18 protein-coding genes are annotated in these 17315 nt (G+C 45.0%); 11 read left to right on the forward strand and 7 right to left on the reverse strand.

Going from position 1 to position 17315, the window contains the following annotated elements:
* Nucleotides 1-47: 47 nt before the first annotated feature.
* The 3 genes from GC130_RS00895 to GC130_RS00905 all read left to right on the forward strand — a co-directional run bounded on the left by GC130_RS00895 (nucleotide 48) and on the right by GC130_RS00905 (nucleotide 2985).
* Nucleotides 48-806 carry a DUF1080 domain-containing protein gene (locus tag GC130_RS00895; RefSeq protein ID WP_151996354.1) on the forward strand — a complete coding sequence of 253 codons (759 nt, stop codon included), beginning with the start codon at nucleotides 48-50 and terminating at the stop codon, nucleotides 804-806.
* A 12-nt stretch (nucleotides 807-818) separates the two neighbouring features.
* On the forward strand, nucleotides 819-2147 hold the full coding sequence (locus GC130_RS00900; RefSeq protein WP_151996355.1) for a Gfo/Idh/MocA family protein: 1329 nt from the start codon (nucleotides 819-821) through the stop codon (nucleotides 2145-2147).
* Nucleotides 2148-2244: 97 nt separating this feature from the next.
* On the forward strand, nucleotides 2245-2985 hold the full coding sequence (locus GC130_RS00905; protein ID WP_151996356.1) for a TerC family protein: 741 nt from the start codon (nucleotides 2245-2247) through the stop codon (nucleotides 2983-2985).
* Here the strand turns inward: GC130_RS00905 and GC130_RS00910 are convergent, their stop codons facing one another.
* The 5 genes from GC130_RS00910 to GC130_RS00930 all read right to left on the reverse strand — a co-directional run bounded on the left by GC130_RS00910 (nucleotide 2986) and on the right by GC130_RS00930 (nucleotide 6895).
* Nucleotides 2986-4230: a POTRA domain-containing protein gene (locus GC130_RS00910; RefSeq protein WP_151996357.1), complete on the reverse strand. Its 1245-nt coding sequence runs from the start codon at nucleotides 4228-4230 to the stop codon at nucleotides 2986-2988.
* A 6-nt stretch (nucleotides 4231-4236) separates the two neighbouring features.
* A complete protein-coding gene (locus tag GC130_RS00915; protein ID WP_151996358.1) occupies nucleotides 4237-4800 on the reverse strand; it encodes a YceI family protein in 564 nt (187 codons plus the stop codon).
* A 2-nt stretch (nucleotides 4801-4802) separates the two neighbouring features.
* Nucleotides 4803-5228: a DM13 domain-containing protein gene (locus tag GC130_RS00920; RefSeq protein WP_151996359.1), complete on the reverse strand. Its 426-nt coding sequence runs from the start codon at nucleotides 5226-5228 to the stop codon at nucleotides 4803-4805.
* A gap of 5 nt (nucleotides 5229-5233) precedes the next feature.
* Nucleotides 5234-5950: a hypothetical protein gene (locus tag GC130_RS00925; RefSeq protein WP_151996360.1), complete on the reverse strand. Its 717-nt coding sequence runs from the start codon at nucleotides 5948-5950 to the stop codon at nucleotides 5234-5236.
* A gap of 120 nt (nucleotides 5951-6070) precedes the next feature.
* Nucleotides 6071-6895, reverse strand: a complete 825-nt coding sequence (locus GC130_RS00930; RefSeq protein ID WP_201568624.1) for a zinc dependent phospholipase C family protein — start codon at nucleotides 6893-6895, stop codon at nucleotides 6071-6073.
* A 326-nt stretch (nucleotides 6896-7221) separates the two neighbouring features.
* Between GC130_RS00930 and rpsT the strand changes: the two genes are divergently transcribed.
* The 6 genes from rpsT (at nucleotide 7222) to rny (ending at nucleotide 13666) form a co-directional block, all read left to right on the forward strand.
* Nucleotides 7222-7476, forward strand: a complete 255-nt coding sequence (rpsT, locus tag GC130_RS00935; RefSeq protein WP_151996361.1) for a 30S ribosomal protein S20 — start codon at nucleotides 7222-7224, stop codon at nucleotides 7474-7476.
* Between the two features lie 112 nt (nucleotides 7477-7588).
* Complete coding sequence (gene radC / locus GC130_RS00940) at nucleotides 7589-8296, forward strand: DNA repair protein RadC (protein ID WP_151996362.1); 708 nt, start codon at nucleotides 7589-7591, stop codon at nucleotides 8294-8296.
* 5 nt (nucleotides 8297-8301) lie between these two features.
* The gene (locus GC130_RS00945) at nucleotides 8302-8904 is read left to right on the forward strand and encodes a DUF1684 domain-containing protein (protein ID WP_151996363.1); all 603 of its coding nucleotides are present in this window, start codon (nucleotides 8302-8304) and stop codon (nucleotides 8902-8904) included.
* 86 nt (nucleotides 8905-8990) lie between these two features.
* The gene (pheT, locus tag GC130_RS00950; protein WP_151996364.1) at nucleotides 8991-11408 is read left to right on the forward strand and encodes a phenylalanine--tRNA ligase subunit beta; all 2418 of its coding nucleotides are present in this window, start codon (nucleotides 8991-8993) and stop codon (nucleotides 11406-11408) included.
* A 318-nt stretch (nucleotides 11409-11726) separates the two neighbouring features.
* Entirely contained in the window at nucleotides 11727-12014 is a 288-nt protein-coding gene (locus GC130_RS00960; protein WP_151996366.1) for a cell division protein ZapA, read from the forward strand.
* 86 nt (nucleotides 12015-12100) lie between these two features.
* Complete coding sequence (gene rny, locus GC130_RS00965; RefSeq protein WP_151996367.1) at nucleotides 12101-13666, forward strand: ribonuclease Y; 1566 nt, start codon at nucleotides 12101-12103, stop codon at nucleotides 13664-13666.
* A 77-nt stretch (nucleotides 13667-13743) separates the two neighbouring features.
* Here the strand turns inward: rny and recA are convergent, their stop codons facing one another.
* Nucleotides 13744-14775, reverse strand: coding sequence for a recombinase RecA (recA, locus tag GC130_RS00970; RefSeq protein ID WP_151996368.1), 1032 nt, complete (start codon nucleotides 14773-14775; stop codon nucleotides 13744-13746).
* A 106-nt stretch (nucleotides 14776-14881) separates the two neighbouring features.
* Entirely contained in the window at nucleotides 14882-15298 is a 417-nt protein-coding gene (locus GC130_RS00975; protein WP_151996369.1) for a hypothetical protein, read from the reverse strand.
* Between the two features lie 127 nt (nucleotides 15299-15425).
* Here GC130_RS00975 and GC130_RS00980 point away from each other — a divergent pair, with 127 nt between their 5' ends.
* Nucleotides 15426-16454 carry an aminopeptidase gene (locus GC130_RS00980; protein WP_226940356.1) on the forward strand — a complete coding sequence of 343 codons (1029 nt, stop codon included), beginning with the start codon at nucleotides 15426-15428 and terminating at the stop codon, nucleotides 16452-16454.
* Complete coding sequence (locus GC130_RS00985) at nucleotides 16451-17287, forward strand: DUF3108 domain-containing protein (protein WP_151996370.1); 837 nt, start codon at nucleotides 16451-16453, stop codon at nucleotides 17285-17287. The genes GC130_RS00980 and GC130_RS00985 overlap by 4 nt, the downstream gene beginning before the upstream one ends.
* Nucleotides 17288-17315: the final 28 nt, after the last annotated feature.

Raw genomic sequence — 17315 nt, forward strand, 5'->3', positions numbered from 1 at the left:
CTGAGCCTTATATTTTATTACCTTCATAGATTCAATCGGGTATGAAAATGAAAAACACGACACTAACAACACTCTTTGTATTAACGATTTTTGGTTTTACGCAATCTTGCGCTCAAAATCAAACCATCAAACTGACCGATCAGGAGATCAGCGATGGATGGAAATTACTGTGGGATGGCAAAACGACCGAAGGTTGGAGAGGAGCCAAGCTTGATAAGTTTCCTACCAAGGGCTGGCAAATGAAAGACGGCGTGCTGACGATATTGGCAACCGACGGTGCCGAAGCGACAGGCCCCGGCGATATTGTTACTGACAAAACGTATGGAAATTTTGAGCTGCAATTAGAGTTCAAAATTACTCCCGGAGCCAACAGTGGCATCAAGTATTTTGTGGATCCTGAAATGAACAAAGGCTCAGGTTCGGCTATTGGCTGCGAGTTTCAGGTGCTTGACGACGAGCTGCATCCCGATGCTAAAATGGGTGTGAACGGAAACCGTACATTATCGTCATTGTACGATTTGATTACAGCGGAGAATTTGTCTGATCCGGGGCAGCCAGTGCCGTTCAATGGTGTGGGCACCTGGAATACCGCAAAAGTAGTTTCAAAGGATGGCCATGTGGAACACTGGCTGAACGGCACCAAGGTGGTGGAATACGAGCGCTTCTCGCAAATGTTTAGAGCCCTGGTCGCTTACAGCAAGTACAGCAAGTGGCCGGAGTTTGGCAGGTGGCCAGTAGGTCACATCCTGCTTCAAGATCACGGAAACGAAGTGAGTTATAAGAATATTAGAATCAGAGAATTATAAAATTTCAAAGCGATGCCTACTAATAACGAAAGAAGAGAATTCATCAAGAAAACAGCTTTGGGGACCGTCGGCCTTTCATTTGCCATGTCAGCCAGAAGCTATGGCTCCATTCTTGGAGCCAACGATCGTGTGAACTTTGCAGTGGTGGGAGCCAATAGCAGAGGCAGGGCCCATATTTCGGCCATTTCGAAAGTGAACAATGCCAGCCTGGGTTATCTGTGCGATGTTGACTCCAGGGTATTTGACTCAGCGGGTGCTCACATAGAAAAGGCGATGGGCAAAAAAGCCAAAACAGAGAAGGATTTTCGTAAGCTCCTTGAGAACAAAGATGTTGACGCCATTACTATAGCCACCCCTGAGCACTGGCATGCACCGATGGGCATCATGGGCGCTAACGCCGGCAAACACGTATACATCGAAAAGCCTTGCAGCCATAATCCGAATGAAACGGGTATGTTGGTTGCATCACAAAAGAAAAACAAAATTGTGATGCAAATGGGTAACCAGCAGCGCTCAGGGTTAGCGTCAAAGGAAGCCATAAGTGACATCAGAAATGGAATCATTGGCAAAGCCTATGCGTGCAAAGCCTGGTATGCAAATGCTCGCAAGTCGATAGGCGTGGGCAAGCCTGCTCCGGTGCCGGAGTGGCTAGACTGGGAGCTTTGGCAAGGCCCGGCCCCCCGGAAGGAATTCAAGGACAACGTAGTGCATTATAACTGGCATTGGTTCAAGCACTGGGGCACTGGTGAGCTGCATAACAATGGAACTCATGAAATAGACATAAGCCGTTGGGCGCTTGGCGTCGATTATCCCACAAAAGTTTCCTCGTCCGGTGGTCGCTATGCGTTTCAGGATGATTGGGAATACTATGATACTCAAATGGTTAACTATGAGTTCGAAGGCGGTAAAATGATTACCTGGGAAGGCAGGAGCTGCAACGGGTTTGACGTTTACAACAGAGGCAGAGGCGTAACCATCCATGGCACAGAAGGAACAATCCTACTCGACAGAAACTCCTATCAGTTATTTGACATGTCAGGTAAGCTGGTGAAAGAAGTGAAGGAAGGCGCTGAAAGCGCTACGACCAACACAATGGGCGAAGGCATTTTGGATGTGTATCATTTTAACAATTTTGCAGACGCCATTCGTGAAGGCAAAACGTTGAACGCTCCCATTGCTGATGCTTCCATTAGTACTCAGCTTTGTCACTTTGGAAATATTTCTCAGGAAACAGGAAGAACCCTGAACATTGATCCTGCTAAAGGGCAGATCTTGAATGACAAAGAAGCGCTTAAAAATTGGAGCAGAGAATATCAGAAGGGCTGGGCTCCGGTTGTTTAAGTTTCATTGTTGAAAAATTGACTTATTAGTTGGAAAATATCAGAGCTTCACTGATCTGCTTATTACTTTTGTAGCAGATTGAAACCAGTTGTTTATTATGAGCTTTGATATTTTCCTTCAACCATCTTCGTGGATTGCCCTTCTCACCCTCACTTTTCTTGAGATTGTTCTAGGGATAGATAATATCCTCTTTATTTCCATTGTCTCAAAAGGGCTGCCTGACCTCCAGCAAAAGAGAGCCAGGACTGTTGGGCTTGGCCTTGCGCTGGTAATGCGCATTGGTCTGTTATTTGGCATCAACTATATCACACGGCTTATCAACCCACTTTTCTCACTTTTTGGCACCGACCTTAGCGGAAGGGATCTTGTGCTGATGGCTGGTGGTATGTTTCTGGTATTTAAGTCGGTCATGGAGGTGCACCAGAAAATGGAGGGAGACGACTCAGAAAAGGCGTCCAAGTCGGCAACCTTGCTCAATGTCATTGTTCAAATTGTGTTGCTCGACATGATTTTCTCTTTCGATTCGATCCTTACCGCCGTTGGGCTCACTGAGCACCTGCTGCTGATGATCATAGCCGTTGTTATTTCCATGGGCGTAATGATGGTGTTCGCAGGGTCTATCAGCAACTTTATTCATAATCACCCCACACTGGAAGTACTGGCACTTTCCTTCCTCATCTTAATCGGATTTATGTTATTCATCGAAGGCTGGCATTACCACGTGCCGAAAGGGTACATCTACTTTGCGGTGTTCTTCGCCCTGGTTGTAGAAGTCATTAATATGAGGATGCGAAAAGCCAGAAATCCTGTCAAACTCAAGAGGAGGATGGAAGAGTGATCAAAAGTATTGACCTATCCCAAACACAAAGTCACCACTTTCTCTAAAGTCATGACCGTAATCAATTCTCAACACTGTATCAAATCCATGCTTGTAAATTAGTCGAAGGCCAGCTCCGCTGAAACTCTTCATGTTTTTACTCATAGTAAAATCCTTGAAATTGCCACCGGGCAGGCGCCATGTCCCCAGATCTGTAAACACTACCCCCTGGCCTGCTATCTTGTTGCCATCGAAGATGGTCTGTCGGAATTCTGCGTTTAGTACCACCGAGCCTGTCCCTCGGTCTACCCTGTTACCCACGCCCCTGATATTTACGAAATTGTCGAGCACGAACGGAGCGAAAGGACGGTTCACGTTGGTGGACAGCCCTATCCTTAACCTCACGGCTATGTTGGCACTTTTGTAAGGCTTTGAAAAGAACTTTAGGTCGTTAAAAAATAGGTCAAACCTTTCTGTGCTCGCAAATCGGTCGATGGTCTGGACATTTAGTTGATTAAACCATCCTTTTATATAGAAGAGGTTGTAGTTGAGGTAATTGCTTGTGAAGGCTGCTTTTGCCTGTAGACCAGCTCTGCGAAACATCAGGGCTTTTTTGTTTCCATTATCATCCCTTTCCATATACTTTTCATCCAGCCCTGAAACCCCCACTTCAAGGCTCTGTTGAAACGAAAAGTGCCTAATCGAAGAGATGCCCAAATTCAAATTGTCATAGTCATATGTGCCATCAGATCCATCGATTGTAATTGGCTCAACGGTGGACCACTTTGTCAGGCTGCTTGTAAAACTCCAGGGGGTACCATGGATTCTATTCAAACGATACTTCAGCACTGCGGAGTGTCTATCGTAGTACTGGTAGTAGGCAATGAGCTCATGCCCCTTGCCGCTAATGTTTGAGTCTTGCACACCTACTCTGCACCAAAAGTTTTTATAGGACTTACCTAAACCAAAAATTGGTTCCACACTAAGAAGTTCGCTGCAAGTAAAGGTTAGCCGATACGCCCCGGTTTCCAGTATGTATGTAACACTTACCTCACCGATTGTAGGAAGATTAGCAAGCCGTTGCCTGTCGTTTTCAACCTTTAAGGAGTCATAGGTTTCGCCTGGCCGGGAGTAGATGAACTGCCTTAGATATTGCTCCTCCGTTCTTTTAATTCCTTTGATTTCAATGCTTTCGATAACCTCCTGGGCATCTGACATAAAGCAGATCGAAATATTAAGAATAATGGCGGCGAAACACCTGATCATACAGTTTTAACTACCCGATGGCATGGTATTCACTTTCAAGTCGATTTGAACCTCGTCGGCCATGCTAAAGCTTCTCCCCCCAACCCCAAAGTCTCTGCGGTTTATGGCAAAACTACCTGAGAAGACGATAACAGTATCGTCGTTCTTTGTCGACTTTTGCACAGTAAATGGGAAAATGACTTCCTTCTCTGTCTCTTTAATCTTGAGTAGACCGGTCACACGGTAGCCACTATCGCTTAGTTTGACGATAGTTGATGAAATGAATCGAATAGAAGGGTAATTTTCAACATCGAAGTACTCTTCTTTCTTCAGGTGCGAGTCTCTCAGGTCAATACCCGTATTGAGAGAGCTCGTTTGAAGTGTCACGTCGAACATTGATTTCGTTAAATTGGTTGGGTCAAATGTAATTTGACCAGCTATTTCGTTCATGGCGCCCTCCACATTGATGCCAAAGTTCTTTATGGAAAAGGTGATGGCAGTTCCGTTTGATGCCGGAACGTAACCTTGTCCAAAAACCGAAGGTGACAGCGCTACAGCGAGAAATGCTAACACAGTTTTTAGTACCGACATTTTTATTTTAATTCAGCATGACCAAAATTTACGGAGAAGTCCTGGCACCAAATGATGACGTAAGAAAAGTCGTCGAGCACAACAGCTTCTTCAATTTCATATGATTGTTTGCCAGTGGTAGACTTGAGTTTTCCCAGACTAACAAATTTTGTAGCTTTTGCATCATTGGTTAAATAGACGTACAAATCGGGCCCATTCTCAGTGCTAAAGGGATCAAGCACTAAAGTTCTTGTGCCGTTGCTTGAGTAAATTTTTGCACTACCCGACACTTTGTGAACCACATCAACAAATGATCCCTCTTTTAAAACAATCGCAGCTTCAGATGGATTGAAATCGTCCTCAATCGGTTCAGTGGGAGTCTCTTCTTCCCCACCACAAGCGAACAATACAAGCAGTGCTAAAGGTCTTAAGTATTTGAATGCTTTCATTTAAATTACTTTTTGTTAATAAAGTATGTAACTCCAGCCGTGAACATAGCCGATTTGTTTCTGAATCGATCATTTGGCTCAGGCGATTGTTGCACTTCCGTGTCCGTGGAGTATTCAGTAAAAAGGAACTGGAAACCAGCCTTTATCCCCCAGGTAGCATTCAGGCTGTATCTGGCAAACAGTTCCGAGTTCAGGCTTCCTATATCATTGTCAGAAATAAGCAGCACATTTAGCGATGTGGGCTTTCCCGAAGTGGTATTGCCGGAGTTTCCTTCGAAATACCTACCATCCTGTTTCGCACCAAAGGAAACACCAAAAAGGTCGATGTTAAATCCAACAAAGACCTTTGGATGAACCTGATAGCCGACGTTAAAGGATGCGTTTAGGGAATTCACTTGAGCGGATGCAAACTGAACAGAGTCGATATTTTCGATAATGTTTTCGATAAAGAATACCTGTGGCCCTGTCTCTCCTGATGTGATTGAAGCCGGTGCTGTCAAATAGTATTGGTTTTTGCCAAGGTAGTTCGTTAGCCTGCCCCCCACTCCCAGAGACCACTTTTTTTTCTTACCTAGCTGCCAATTGTGTACATACGAAGTACTCAAGCTTCCTTCAGAGCCCCCGATGCCTAGCCCAATATCGATATTATTGTCTGCTACCTGAGCTGAGAGCTGATTTACCAAAGCAGACGAGATAATTAAAACAATATATAATCTCTTCATAGTGCAATTTTTTATAAAGGAATAGGATCAGCAATGAATTACTTGTCGTTTGGCCGACAAGTGGTTAACTGTTCATGTTACGATTCAGGAGACAGGAGATTATTTGGGTGAAAGAGATAGTCAATTGCCGCCATCTTCGTGCTCCCTGGCAATTACCTTTCGTATTTTCCAGGCATCCAATTCCGTCTCAAGCTCTTTTCTTTGTTTTTCTGTCAATTGGATTTTAACTAACTCATACATATCCGGTTGACCGGCATCTACCCAACAGGTAAACCAAAAATCACCTACCATCTTTATCGAGGCCCGCATTCTGTTTTCGACTTGTGCCCCCAGCATTTGGTGAAAAGCCGCTGCGTATTCACGTGAGTAAGTTTGAGTCATGCTGCCTCCTCTCTCTTCAAACGTGTATTTTTTGTCTTCGGCAAACTGAGCATTTAGTTGCTTCTCGAACCTCAGCACCGAATCGAGCGCCAGGTGGGCATTTGTGACCGCCTTCCAGGCCTCCATCTGGGGATTTTTTATGTATTCGGCCTTGCCAACAAAAAAGTCGTAATCCTCAAAGAATAGTTCCGGTAGCCTCGATTCCCAGAAGCCATGTATGCCATATTGATTGGTTAGCTGTCCATTGTAATTCTCTGTCGTGTGCAAAGGCACGTTGGCGTCGCCTATGTAATGCCCCAGGTCTGTTGCATAGCGAAGAATGCGATCGATGTCTTTTTCCCGAAAAGCTTTTGTCAGGAAGTTCTTTATCGTTGCAATGTGCCAGGGAACGATGCCGTATGCCTGGAGCGTGTCTTCACTATACTTTTCAACGGCTTCATTCCAATATCTTGGCATCTTGTAAACGGCGCTGTCTCCATAAATGTCGATATCTATATAGTGCCTGGCCGCTTCTTCCGGAATCGCATACCTCCGTCTGTCAGGATTAACAGCATTTTCCTCCACATATTGAATATGGTATTTAAAGAAAACCCCTAATTCCGGAGGTAATGTGTAAACAGCCAGGTGGTTTATTTTTTGGTGAGCAAAAAATCCCCATCGGCCGCTGCTCGGGTTCGAAAATGATATATTTGCGATTAACGTCCCTAAAACGACTAATAGCCAAGTAGCTTTAAATGAAGCTGAGAATGTTATCACTTTACTGTTGGGGCGCATAGGCTTTCAGTTGCTTAACTGGAGATTATATTCCGAGAGGGTTTTGTAAATTCAAACAATACTTTTATCTTTGCGCTCTCTAAAAATGAACTGTTTACCGCAAGTACTAAAATAGTATGGCTAATCATAAATCCTCGTTAAAAAGAATTCGTTCTACAGAAGCTAAAAGGTTGAGAAATCGTTATCAGCACAAAACGACTCGTACCTTTATCAAAAAGCTTGTTGGAGCAACTGATAAAGCAGAAGCCACTGAGCTTTACAAAAAAGTTTCAGGCATGATTGACAAGCTTGCTAAGAGAAACATTATTCATAAAAATAATGCTTCTAACAAAAAATCAAAATTGGCTAAGCTGGTTAATGCGCTAGACTAAACACCAATTTACCCTAATATTTAAGGAGCCCCTTCAATTTGATGGGGCTTTTTGTTTTTATTGGTTGTTGATTTATTGTTTTTGGTTACCTTAAGAAACAAATCAATCAAGTATGTCCGAAGGTGACTACATGCAACGGTTGTCAATAAAAAGCTGGTCAGAAGATGATCGGCCCAGGGAAAAACTCATGTCGAAAGGCAAGTCGGTATTGTCAGATGCCGAATTGCTTGCCATTCTTATCAACTCGGGTACTAAAAGGCACTCTGCAGTCGACCTCGCCAAAATGATCCTCCAAAAGGCAAACAACGACCTGAATGCGTTGGGAAAATTTAGTATGGCAGACTTCACCGGCTTTGAAGGCATTGGCGAGGCCAGAGCCATTACCATCATGAGCGCACTTGAGTTGGGTCGGCGAAGGAAGGAGCAAGCTACAGAAGCAAAACCCGTTATAATCACCAGTAAAGAGGCCTACAATTTCATGCGGCCCTATTTGCTTGACCTGGCCCATGAAGAATTTTGGATTATTTTTCTTGGCCGTGGAGGCAAGGTAATTTCTGTGCAACAAGTGAGTTTGGGAGGTATTAGTGGCACCGTAGCTGACCCCAGAGTTATCTATAAAAAGGCATTGGAGTTGCCTGGCTGCACAGGCATAATTCTGGCACATAATCACCCGTCAGGAAACTCGAGGCCAAGTCAGGAAGATATCAGGCTCACTAAATCTATGAAAGCTGCCGGTGAGCTGCTTCAGATACATGTACTTGACCATTTGATTTTTTGTGACGAGGGATATTATAGTTTTGCAGACGAAGCAACATTATAGATAAGATGAAAGGGCCGAAGTTGATTATCAGTATTCTTGCAGTCGTGGTTGGCGTGGTTATTTTTTTAGCCAACTCCGGCGACGAATCACCAGAAGAGTACATAGCTTCTATTGAAAAGGAGCGTCAGGAGAAGAACGAATTTATGCGGAGTTCGTCTGACTCTCCATTCAAAGGGAAAGAGTTTACCGAGCTAAAATACTTCCCTGCTGACCCTGCCTACAAAGTTATGGCGAATGTTAATCAGTTGGAAGCCAGGGAGCTTGTAACACTGGGAACTAGCGACGGAAAAACGCAGCAGTATCAAAAATTTGCTTTCGTTGAGTTCGAGATCAAAGGTCAGCGGAAAAAGTTGACCTTGCTGAGGCAAGCGGGGCCAGGCATGCAAAATGTGACCTTCCTGGCTTTTGCCGACGCTACCAGCGGAGAGTCAACTTATGGCGGGGGTCGCTATCTCGACGTGTCGGTAAAAAATGCCAGACAAATTCTGCTGGATTTCAATTTGGCCTACAATCCATACTGTGAGTACAACAGCAGTTATTCATGCCCCCTTCCTTTGAAAGAGAATGTTTTGGACATCGCTATAGAGGCAGGCGAAAAAAACTACTAGCTCGCCTACTACTTGACGCTATTTGGTTAATTTTACCCCTTCGTTTTTTTTGAAACGAGTTAAATAAGGAAGAACAGAAGCAAGGGATGAAGATTTCATATAATTGGCTGAAGGAATATATTGATCTGACAGAGAAGCCCGAGGAGGTCTCAAAGGTGCTTACCGGGCTGGGGCTGGAAGTGGAAGGGTTGGAATTTCATGAGGAGATTCCCGGAAGTATGGAGGGCCTGGTGCTGGGCGAAGTGGTGGCATGCGAACCCCACCCCAATGCTGACAAGCTGAAACTAACCAAAGTTGATGTGGGTGGGCCCGAACTGTTAGGCATTGTCTGCGGCGCTCCCAATGTAGCAAAAGGGCAGCGGGTAGTGGTGGCTACCAACGGCACAACCATACACCCCAAGACAGGTGAGCCTTTCCAAATCAAGAAAGCAAAGATAAGGGGCGAAGAGTCGAACGGGATGATCTGCGCAGAGGACGAAATAGGCCTGAGCAGCGACCACGGTGGCGTGATTGTACTGGATACGCAGTTACCCAATGGCACGCCAGCTGCAGATTACTTTAAGCCAACCACAGACTATGTATTCGAAATTGGCCTGACGCCCAACAGGGCTGATGCCACCTCGCACTACGGCACAGCCAGAGATCTGGCAGCTTTTTACGGAAGGCTTTTGAAATTTCCCACTATTGACACATTCAAAACAGACAATAAGTCGCTTTCAATAGATGTCTCTGTCGAGAATACTGAGGCCTGTCCAAGGTATGCTGGTGTTACATTAACCGGTTTAACAGTTGGTCCTTCGCCGTCATGGCTAAAAGCTCGCCTTGAGGCCATAGGACTCACTCCCATCAACAATATAGTTGACGTAACTAATTATATCTGCCACGGCGTCGGCCAGCCGCTTCATGCTTTCGACGCTGCGAAAATCAAGGGAGGAAAGGTGGTTGTCAAGACGCTTTCCGAAGGCACTAAGTTTACCACATTGGATGAGAAAGAGAGGAAACTTTCGGCCAATGACCTGATGATTTGCGATGCAGAGGAAGGAATGTGTATAGCAGGCGTTTTCGGTGGTACACACTCGGGCGTGTCCGACACCACAACAAGTATCTTTCTCGAGTCCGCCTACTTCTCTCCTGACTACGTGCGAAGAACTGCCATCTTGCATGGTCTGAAAACTGATGCTTCTTTCAGGTTTGAACGAGGTATCGATCCAAATGTGGCCGTAAATGCTTTGAAACATGCTGCACTGCTTATTAAAGAAGTGGCTGGAGGAAGTATTAGCTCTGAGGTAGTTGATATCTACCCGCAGCCCATTGCCGACTTCAGGTTCAAAGTTCGCTTTGCCAGGGTCAATATGCTGATGGGGAAAGATATCGGCAAAGAGGCTATTCTGAAAATTTTGAAAAACCTACATATAGGTATTGAGGATTTAACTGCTGATGATTTCACCGCTGTTGTGCCGCCTTACCGTGTCGACGTGCAGCGAGAAATTGACGTCGTCGAAGAGGTGTTAAGAGTATATGGCATCGATAATATTGAATTATCGGCGACTATTGGTGCCGCAACTTTGTCGGAATTCCCGACGGTGGACGACAACAAGCTTCAGCTTAAAATTTCGGAGTTCCTGGCCGCAAGGTCTTTTTACGAAATCATCACCAACTCACTGACCAACGCTGAATATGGCATCAAGTCAGGATTGTACGAGGAAGAGCAGAATGTTGTTATTCTTAACAAGTTGAGTGAAGAGCTTGGCGTGATGCGTCAGTCGATGCTTTTCAGTGGATTGGAAGTGGTGGCTTACAACAACAACCACCGCCAAGCCAACTTGAAGTTTTTTGAGTTTGGAAAGACCTATCATAAGAAGGACAGTGGAAAATACCGGGAGCAAAATAGGCTTGCATTGTTTGCAACAGGTGCCTCTCATGAGGAAACCTGGAGACAGCCAACCAAGGCGATAGAATTCTACGATTTGTCCGCTGCTTTGCAGCAAATTTTAAATAAATTGAACATCTCAGGATACGAGACTCAACCCACCTCAGACAAGACATTTGAGTCGGGCCTTGATTTTTCGCTGAACGGGAAAGTGTTTGCAAGCATTGGGCAGGTAAACAAGAAGGCGCTAAAGCTGGCAGAGGTGAGACAGCCGGTTTTTTATGCTGACATCGACTGGAAGCAATTGCTGAAGTGGTACAAAGGCACAATTGATTATACTGAGGTGCCCAAGTTTCCGGAAGTGCGTCGTGACTTGTCAATAGTGCTGGATAAGTCAGTGAGTTTTTCGCAGGTGGAGAGAGTAGCGAGGCAAGCGGAGCGTCGGCTTATTAAAGGGTTGAATGTTTTTAGCGTGTATGAGGGAGATAAACTGGAGGCCGGCAAAAAGTCTTACGCCATCAGTTTCACTCTTCAGGATGAGAAGGAAACGCTGAAGGACAAACAAATTGACAAAACAATGAATGCGTTGATAGCTGCTTTTGAAAGTCAGCTTGGCGCAATAATAAGGAAGTGATTACTATGAACTCAAACCAACTCAACTCGGAATTAAACTCATTGGAAAGAAAGATTTCTCTTCTTTTAAATGAATATAAAAACCTGAAAAAGGAGTTAGATCATACCAAAACGGAGAATGACGAGCTCCGTAGTGTTTTGAGTTCGAAGGAACATCAGATAAGCGACTTCCAAAATAAATTTAAAATTAGTAAGATTGCTGATAGTTTGGCATTGAGCGGAGACGACTCGACAGAACTCAAACAAGTATTAAATGAATATATTAAGGAGATAGATAGGTGCATTGCTCATTTGAGTCAATAACCTGTAAGGATAAGTGATGGGGGAACAGCTTTCGATACGGATAAAAATAGGCAACAGAGAATACCCAATGAAGGTATCGGCTCATGAAGAGGGCATGGTACGTCAGGCAGGCAAGCAATTGAATGAAAGGATGAAGTCGTACAAGGAACAATTTGGCATCGACGATCCACAAGACTTGCTGGCAATGGTGTCCTTCGACTTGCTTATTGAAAAACTGAAAGTCGACGAGACTGTTGTAGACAATGATCAGGTAACACTAGAAAAGATTACTCACCTAAATCATCTGATCACCCAGGCCTTATAAACCTGCATATCATTTTTTACACTGTGCTTCTGTAGCAATTTCTGCTGGTGCTAACTAGTAATAGTATACACCTTATATTAAATGTTATGGACACAACCGTATATATCATCCTATTTGCCTTTGTGGGGATTGTGGCAGGCTTTCTCGTGGGGAGAATGGCTCTTAAGAAATCCTATGCGTCTAAGGAATCGGACATTGCAGAAAAGAGTAAGCTACTTGTAAAGGAAGCTGAGATTGAAGCTGAGAACATCAAGAAGAATAAAATTCTTGAAGCCAAAGAAAGATTCCTGAAGCTAAGGGAGGAATTTGAGGAGGAGTCTAATAAGAAAAAGGCCATCATCATCTCCAACGAAAACAAGATCAAGCAAAGAGAGCAGGCGCTGTCGAAGCAGTTTGAGCAGAACAAGAGAACCGAGGCTGAGCTGGACTCTGCCAAGGAGAATCTGAACGCACAAATGGAGATAATGAAAAAGAGGAAGGAAGAGCTGGATAAAATCAGACAGCAGCAAGTGGAGATCCTCGAAAAAATTTCAAGCCTCACTGCCGACGAAGCAAGAGAGCAGCTGGTGGAAACGCTGAAAGATGAAGCTCGCTCCAAGGCGTCTTCTCATATTAAAGAGATTATTGAAGAGTCGAAGCTGACCGCTACCAAGGAGGCAAAGAAGATCGTTCTCCAGACAATTCAGCGGACTGCTACGGAGCATGCCATAGAAAACTGTGTTTCTATTTTCAATATTGAAAGTGACGACATCAAAGGCAAGATCATTGGCCGTGAGGGTAGAAACATCCGGGCATTGGAAGCAGCCACAGGAGTGGAGATCATTGTTGACGATACACCAGAAGCCATCATCATCTCGGGCTTTGATCCGGTTCGCCGTGAAGTGGCCAGATTGTCTTTGCACCGCCTGGTGCAGGACGGCAGGATTCACCCGGCCCGTATTGAAGAAATTGTAGCCAAAACTGCCAAGAACATCGACGACGAAATTGTAGAAATTGGTGAGAAAACTGTGATTGAGTTGGGGATTCATGGGGTGCACCCTGAATTGATTAAAATGGTGGGTAGAATGCGATTCCGCTCATCTTACGGGCAAAACCTGCTCCAGCACTCAAGAGAGGTTGCGAAGCTCTGCGCCACACTTGCGGCCGAGCTTGGTTTGAACGCCAAGATGGCCAAGAGAGCAGGTCTGCTACATGATATTGGCAAGGTGTGGCCGGAAGAGCCAGAGCAGCCACATGCGATCCTGGGCATGGAGCTGGCCAAGAAATACAAAGAGCATCCTGATGTTTGCAACGCCATTGGCGCTCACCATGATGAAGTCGAGATGACTGCGATGATTTCACCTATCATTCAGGCATGTGACGCTATTTCAGGATCAAGGCCGGGTGCCCGCCGTGAGGTGATGGAGTCGTATATCCGTCGACTGAAGGAGCTGGAAGCTTTGGCGCTGGAGTTTGACGGTGTGAACAAGTGCTATGCCATTCAGGCCGGCCGTGAGCTCAGGGTGATTGTGGACGCTGATTCGGTGTCTGACCAGAGAGCTGGGGACATGTCGTTTGAGATTAGCCAGAAGATAGAGAGAGATATGCAGTACCCGGGACAGATAAAGGTGACTGTAATTCGTGAGATGAGATCGATTGCCTACGCCAAGTAGACCGGTATTCTGTTAAAAAAATTAAGCCTTTAGTTTTAAGCCGTCGAGGGTCGGAAAACTAAAGGCTTTTTGTTTGTTTATTCTTTTTCTGCCACTGCAGGAGCCGGAGCAGCAACACCAGCAATTTTTTCTTTGATTTTCTTTTCTATTTCTTCCATCAGTTCAGGGTTGTCAAGCAACAATTCCTTCACTGAGTCCCTTCCCTGGCCCAGCTTGGTTTCCTGGTACGAGAACCACGAGCCTGATTTTTTCACAATGTCCAGGTCAACGCCAATGTCGATGATCTCGCCCACTTTGGAGATGCCCTTGCCGTACATGATGTCGAACTCAACAATCTTGAATGGCGGCGCCACTTTGTTCTTTACCACTTTCACCCTGGTGCGGTTTCCAGTCACGTTGTCAGCGCCCTCTTTGATTTGACCTACACGGCGAATGTCAAGCCTCACCGAAGCATAAAACTTCAGCGCATTACCACCAGTGGTTGTTTCAGGGTTACCGAACATCACGCCTATTTTCTCTCTCAACTGGTTGATGAAGATACATGAGCAGCCTGTTTTGTTGATAGTACCTGTCAGCTTTCTCAATGCCTGAGACATCAACCTGGCTTGTAAACCCATTTTGCTATCACCCATTTCTCCCTCAAGTTCTCCTTTTGGCACAAGGGCAGCTACGGAGTCAATCACGATGATGTCAATAGCGCCTGAACGGATCAGGTGTTCTGTAATTTCAAGCGCCTGCTCTCCATTGTCGGGTTGAGAAATGAGCAGGTTCTCGGTGTCAATGCCTAGCTTTTCTGCGTAGGATTTATCGAAGGCATGCTCCGCATCAATAAAAGCCGCAAGCCCGCCTTTCTTTTGAGCTTCTGCTATGCAGTGCATTGAAAGGGTGGTTTTACCTGATGATTCCGGTCCGTAAATTTCGATTACTCTACCCCTTGGAATTCCACCAACACCAAGAGCGATATCAAGCCCCAAAGAGCCTGTAGAAATGGCTGGCACGTCAACCACTCGCTCATCACTTAGCTTCATGATGGTGCCTTTGCCGTAAGTTTTTTCAAGTTTGTCGATGGTCAGCGCCAGCGCCTTCAGTTTTTCAGTTTTATCGCTCATGATATGTGATTAAAATATTGAGTATTGGGGCTGTGAATTTACTATGATTCGCCTCAAATACCAACGCTATCAGGGGCAGATTTACCCTGTCACACAACAATAGCCTTCAGCTATTCTCTTCCGCCTTTTGACTGACTTCCATCTCAGCGGCTGTGGGTGTTTCCCAGAAAGTGAGGAAGATATAAATACAAAATGCTGTGCCCAGCGGAAAATTGAAGAAGTAGAAAACTGCAGGAGCCATCGACGCTTTTTGTGCCCATTTCTGGTTAGCCAGAATGCCGGCCGCCAACACAAACTCAATAAGGGCCAGCCCAACATAGAAAAACGGGAAGGCATACATAAGGGCAGCAGGATGTCTGAGCGTAAGCCCACCTATATGGATATCACTAAATATTTCCCAGCTATCGAAAAAATAGACAGCGTTGTACATAAAAGCTGAGAACACAAGGTGCAGAAGTGATACGACAATCAGAATTTTTCCGATGATCTTATTGTGCCTTTGAAATTGTTCAGGAGACTTCATATAGACAAGGTAATGATTAGTACTATGTTTTACAAGGTATTATACGCTTGACACTCTAAATGGTTGGGCGATTTGCTTCCTATACAATATTTTTCGTCGTTAGGTGTTGAAGAGCTAAATTGGAATCGTGAAGAAAAAGATTGTTTTAACGATCGTTCTGCTTTTGGTAGCGGCATTGATCTATTATAGAGATTTGATCAGCTATGGGTGGATGCAGGGCAAAGGGCAGTTTGAGATCTTGTGGGAAGCTCAACCGATTGGGGAATTTCTCGAGTCGCCCGACTTCCCGGATTCTTTAAAGGCCAAGCTAAGGCTCATTCAGCAGATAAGGTCTTTTGCCGTCGACTCCCTGGGCATTTCCCCTTCTGACAACTACACGACGATGTACAATCAGAAGGGTGAAAATTTACTCTGGAACGTAACTGCTGCAGAGCCATTCGCCCTGTTGCCTTATCGCTGGAAGTTTCCGTTTCTGGGGTCGTTTCCCTACAAGGGGTATTTTGATCTGGAAAAGGCGAAGCTTGAAAGGGAGAGGCTGGACTCAGCTGGCTACGACACGCATATCGGCATGGTAAGCGGTTGGTCCACACTCGGCTGGTTTAAGGATCCGATTTTGAGCAAAATGCTGGAGAGGTCTGAGGGTGATTTGGCTGAATTGATCATCCATGAGCTTACACACGGCACGCTTTACGTTAAAGACAGTGTGGAGTTTAATGAGAACCTGGCCAGCTTTGTGGGAAGAGTGGGTGCCATTCAGTTCTTAAAGAACCGGTTTGGGCAAAACTCAGCTGAAGTTACATCGTATGTAAATTCAGAGGTCGATTACGAAAAGATCTACCGCCACTATTTGAATGGGGCACGAAAATTGGATAGCTTATATAAAACTATGGACGAATCAATGTCTGTTGCCATGAAAAGTGAGCAAAAAAAGGACATGATTTATGACATTATGAAAAACCTGGACACCCTGCGCTTCGAAGAAAGAAAGCCGTTTCAGTGGAAAGCTGAGAACAGGTTGCCCAACAATACCTTCTTTATGTCATACCTGAGGTACCGTGGGAAGATGACCAGTTTCGAAAACGAATTGCAAGAGAGGTTTGGGGGTGACCTTAGGGCATATGTGACTTATTTAAAAGGAGTATATCCTTCGTTATGAAAAATATACTGACAAAAATAGGTGGGTTAATAGCACTCGCAGGAATTTTTTCAGCGTTCGGTCAGTACGCTGGTGATCGTGCATTTAGAACTCTTAGTAACCGAAGTTTCAAAAAGGGTGAGCTTTTGGAGTACAGGCTGCACATTGGCATGCTGACCGCCGGTGAAGCTACCATGAGCATTCTGCCGGATATCGAAAGGCGCAACGGGAGGCCTTGCTACCGCATCGACGTCTACGGAAAGACTACAGGCCTGGCCGATTTCTTGTACAGTGTAAAAGACAACTGGGGCACTTACTATGACACCGCCTCTCTTGTGCCCCATCAGTTTTACAGGAATATTCAGGAAGGAAGGTACAGAAAATACGAAGTGGTTGATTTTGATCACCAGAATGAAAAGGCCAAGGTGACCACGCTGGACAAGCATACCTTTAAGCCCAAGGACACAAAAATGTATGACATACCGTCCAATATTCAGGATCTGGTAAGCGGTTACTACTACATCCGCACGCTTGATTTTTCAAAAACTCAGCCTAACGATACTCTTCATGTAAAAGCCTTTTTCGACAAAGAGCTTTTCGATATGAAAATCAGGTTTGTAAGGCGGGAAGTGCTGAAGACTAAACTCGGCAAGATCAAAACCTTGGTATTCGCCCCGGTCATGCCCGAAAACAGTATTTTTGAGGGGGAAGATGCAATCTTGCTATGGATGTCTGACGACGCCAACAAGATTCCATTAAAAGTGAGAGCTAAGATGTTTTTAGTGGGTTCGGTTGATATTGATATCACCGACGCAAAGAATATTAAGTCTAAGCTGGCGGTCGTTGAAGAGTAGTATTAACAAATTGTTACCGCTTTTACAT

Source organism: Imperialibacter sp. EC-SDR9 (genome assembly GCF_902498805.1).
Taxonomy (GTDB): domain Bacteria; phylum Bacteroidota; class Bacteroidia; order Cytophagales; family Cyclobacteriaceae; genus Imperialibacter.